Source organism: Mesorhizobium sp. M7A.F.Ca.CA.004.12.1.1, assembly GCF_003997835.1.
Classification (GTDB): Bacteria; Pseudomonadota; Alphaproteobacteria; order Rhizobiales; family Rhizobiaceae; genus Mesorhizobium.
Map to the genome: position 1 here is coordinate 1 of NZ_RZRK01000532.1, position 4,304 is coordinate 4,304.

General features: G+C 62.0%; 4 protein-coding genes. 2 read left to right on the forward strand and 2 right to left on the reverse strand.

Annotated elements, in window-relative coordinates:
• Positions 1-601 (reverse strand): biotin/lipoyl-binding protein (locus EN984_RS24360; protein ID WP_127384003.1); only part of this gene is annotated, 601 nt, incomplete at its 3' end.
• Positions 602-793: 192 nt separating this feature from the next.
• The gene (locus tag EN984_RS24365) at positions 794-1,621 is read right to left on the reverse strand and encodes a MurR/RpiR family transcriptional regulator (RefSeq protein WP_127271407.1); all 828 of its coding nucleotides are present in this window, start codon (positions 1,619-1,621) and stop codon (positions 794-796) included.
• Between the two features lie 144 nt (positions 1,622-1,765).
• Between EN984_RS24365 and EN984_RS24370 the strand changes: the two genes are divergently transcribed.
• A complete protein-coding gene (locus tag EN984_RS24370; protein WP_127268308.1) occupies positions 1,766-2,584 on the forward strand; it encodes an N-formylglutamate amidohydrolase in 819 nt (272 codons plus the stop codon).
• Between the two features lie 18 nt (positions 2,585-2,602).
• On the forward strand, positions 2,603-4,165 hold the full coding sequence (locus tag EN984_RS24375; RefSeq protein ID WP_127268307.1) for an amino acid permease: 1,563 nt from the start codon (positions 2,603-2,605) through the stop codon (positions 4,163-4,165).
• Positions 4,166-4,304 lie beyond the last annotated feature (139 nt).

Sequence of the window (4,304 nt, forward strand, 5' to 3'; positions counted from 1 at the left end):
TGCCGACGGTGCCAGCGATCGGTGCCAGTATCGACCGGCGCTGCAGCGCCAGTTCCGCATCCTGAAGCGCCAGCTTGGCGCCGGCCAAGACCACTTCGGCATCGGCCACTGCGACTGGTGTCGCGGCATTGGAGGCACGAAGCGACCTGACGCGGTCGAGTTTGGCCTGCGCATCCTGCAAGGCGAGCTTGGCGCGGTCCTGAGAGATCACTTCGGTCTCGGAATCCAGGGTGGCGAGGATCTGTCCCTTATCGACATGGCTGCCGGATTCGACCAGCAGTTCGGCGAGGCGGCCGGAGCTGTAGGGATTGACGGTCACCGAGGCGTTGGCACGGCCGGTGCCGATTGCCTGCAGGCGGTCGTTGATAACAGCCGAAGTGGCCGCAAGGGCGACCACGTTCACCCGCTGGTTGCCGCCATTACGGCCGTTTGCCTGCTTCGCGTTGGCGGTGCCGGTCTCAGCCGGGGGCGTTGCCGCGGAGGCCCAGTCGATGCCCCAGCGTGCCAGCACGTCCGGCGCGCCGGGATAAAAGCGCAGCCAGGCGGCTGCCGCCACCACCAGCACCACAAGTGCAAAAAGTATCTGTTTCCAGGCGGCCATCGGCACTCCGGTTGGTAAAACAATCCTTCCGTCTACCGGTTTCCCGAATGAAGCAGACGCAGCGAGGCTATTGTAAGGCAAAGAAGCCGCCTCGATATCGCGTCTTTATGACAATTCTCCGGGGGCTGCGCACATTAAATATATGTAACCTTTGAGAAAATATGCGTAACGCTTTGGATCGTCGCACAGGCACTAACGCAGACTTTCCATCTCGCGAATGCGTTTGGCGCCTTCTGCTTCCAGTTGCCTGGTGACGGCGCCGATCAGCGTTTCGGCGACAACGAAAAGGGCAGCCGAAGAGTCCCATGCCGACGGCACCGCGGTTCGTCCGGCGATAACATGACGAGCAAAGCGGGCGATCGGCGACAGCCACTGGTCGGTGAACAGCACGATCTGGACGCCACGCTGATGCGCCTTCTCGGCGAAGCGGACGAGGCTGTCCTGGTAGCGCCTGATGTCGAAGATCACCAGCACGTCGCGCTTGCCCATGTCGATCAGCCGGTCGCGCCACATGCTCTCCTGCCCGGCGAGGTGAAAGACATCCGGCTGGATGACGGCGAGGTGGGCGGCCATGTAGCGCGCCAGCGGATCGGTGAAGCGGCCGCCGATCAGGAAGGTCTTGCCGCGCCGGTCCGCTAGCCGGGCGGCGATGTCGGCAAGCTGCTTGTCGGACAGGTGCCTGAACGTCTCGCGCATGTTGTCGAGCGTCGCTTCCAGCATCGGCGACACCGTGCCGCCGCCAGGCGAGGGCGGGTTGAGTGTCCTTGTCGCCGGCGATTGCAGTTGCGCCGCCAGTTCGTCCTGCAGGCTCGACTGGAATTCCGGATAGTTCTGAAAGCCCAGCCGGGCGACGAAACGCAGGATCGTCGGCGAGGAGACGCCCGCCGCGGCCGAGAATTCAGCGACCGTTTTCAGGCCGATCATCGGATAGTTGGCGATCAGTGTCTGGGCCGCGCGCCGTTCGCCGGCCGGCATCGTGCCGAGGCGATCGGCGATCAGTTCGGCAATGCTGGAAATCATGTTTTCCCCACCTCTGGCTCGGCCGAAGGCCTTTTCCGAGATCGCATTTGACAAAGCCGGACAAACTGTATGAAATCATCCACAGGGACGCAATGAGGCAAAATACGTAACATACGATACAGCGCTCCCCGGGGACGGCAGAGTATGGAGAAAGCACGGCCCGCCAGCCTTGCATCGTCTGATACCGTGAGGGTGACGAACCCCGCCGGATCGAGCCCATTCGTGCTGACCTGCGATCACGCCTCGAACTACCTGCCGGCCGAATTCGGCACGCTCGGCCTTGCCGCCGAGGACCTGTCGCGCCACATCGCCTGGGATCCCGGCGCGCTGCCGGTTGCCCTCCGCATGGCGCAGGCGCTTGACGCGACTCTGGTCGAAACCTGCATTTCGCGCCTTGTCATCGACTGCAATCGGCCGCTCGACGCGCCCGACCTGGTGCCGCCGGTCAGTGAGACAACGGCCATACCGGGCAATGCCGGCCTGTCGCAAAGCGAGCGGGCGGCGCGTGTCGCGTTGTCATGGCAGCCTTTCCACGACACGATTGCCGGTATCATCGACAACAGGCTGTCACATGGTCAGGAAACGCGGCTGGTTTCGGTCCACTCCTTCACGCCGGTCTACAAATCCAAAAACCGGCCCTGGCATATCGGCATCATCCACGACGAGGATCGCCGGCTGGCGGCGCCGCTGATATCGGCGCTGAAGCGGCTTGCCGGCGTCACCGTCGGCGTCAACGAGCCGTATTCGCCTGCCGACCGCGTCTATTTCACGCTGGAACGGCATGCGCGATCGCGCGGCCTGCCCTGCGCGATGATCGAAATCCGCAACGACGAAATCGCCGGCGAGACCGGGCAGCGGAAATGGGCGGATCTGCTCACGGGCATTTTTTCGGATCTGGAGCCAGAGGAGGCCGGATATTCCAGATCGCCTTCAGTCGGAAAGTCAGTTCAATCGGCCAATTAGAACCACAGGGGAATGAAAATGGCAGGACCGGATTATACGGACGTTGACAAGAAGGAGGACCTGAAGGTTCTCCACGGCATGGGCTATGCCCAGGAACTGTCGCGAAGCATGAGCCGCTTCTCGAATTTCGCGATATCGTTCTCGATCATCTGCATCCTTTCGGGCGGCATCAACTCCTTCGCGCAAGCCACATCGTCGATCGGCGGCGCAGGTGCGGGCATCGGCTGGATCGTCGGCTGCTGCGTGTCGGGCTTCTTCGCCCTTGCCATGGCGCAGATCGCCTCGGCATTTCCAACCGCCGGCGGCCTCTATCACTGGTCGTCGATCCTCGGCAACCGCTTCACCGGCTGGCTGACGGCCTGGCTAAACCTGTTCGGCCTGATCACCGTGCTCGGCGCCATCAACATCGGCACCGCTTTCTTCTTCGTTGGAACATTCGGAAGCTGGTTCGGCATCACCGGCACGCCGGGCGAAATCGTCGGGTTTGTCGCCTTCATCACCGTGCTGCAGGCGCTGTTCAACCATTTCGGCATCAAACTGACGGCAATGCTCACCGATGCTTCGGGCTTTCTTATCCTGGGCGCAACAGCAGTGCTGATCGTGGCCTGCCTGGTGTTCGCACCGGCAATCGACATCAGCCGGCTGTGGACGTTCACAAACTATTCAGGCGATGCGGGCGGCGGTGTTTTTCCGCAAACCGACTCCATGATGTACCTGTTCCTGCTCTGCCTGCTTCTGCCCGTCTATACCATCACCGGCTATGACGCCTCGGCCCACACCTCCGAGGAGACCGTCAAGGCAGCACACTCCGTTCCGCGGGCGATCATTTCGTCGGTGCTGTGGTCGTCTCTGATCGGCTGGGTGATGCTGTGCGCAATCGTTCTCGCGATCCCGGACCTGGCTGCCGGCGCCAAGCAGGGCTGGAGCGTCTTCTTCTCGACGATGGACGCGATCCTGCCCGTGTGGCTCAAGGAGCTGCTCTATCTCGCCATCCTGATTTCGCAGTTCCTCTGCGGCCTGGCCACCGTGACCTCGGCTTCGCGCATGCTGTTTGCCTTCTCCCGCGACGGCGGCATGCCCGTTGGCTCCGCGGCTCTCGCCAAGGTCAACCCGACCTGGCGCACGCCGGTCAATGCGATCTGGACGGCCGCGATCCTCGAAATCCTGTATGTGTTCCTTGCCCAGTTTATTTCGATCGGCGGCACCAACATCTACACCATCGTCGTCAATTCGACGCTGGTGTTCCTGTTCCTGTCGTTCACAATCCCGATCGCACTCGGCATGGTCGCATTCGGCACGGCCAAGTGGCCTAATCCTGGCCCGTGGAACCTGGGCGCCGGACTGTTCAAGCTCTTCTGTGCGCTGTCGATTGTCGGCATGGTGATCATCTTCTACATCGCCATCCAGCCGCCGAACGACAAGGTGCTTTACATCACCATAGGCTTCATCTTGCTGACCGCCGTGCTTTGGTTCGGTTTCGAGAACCGCCGGTTCCAGGGTCCGCCGATCGGTGATCAGATCGCCAAACGCCAGGCCGCGATCAGGGCAGCCGAGGTGGCTATCGGCGAAGCTGGCGCCTGATATCGCCCTATATGGCCATGGCCGGCCTCGCGCCGGCCATGGCTACGTTTATCCCTTTCAATCGACAAGTGCTGGAGTGCCAAAGGAATGGCCGGAAATTTCTCGTTCGATCAGTTGAAGAAAGCGGTCTCCAGCGGTG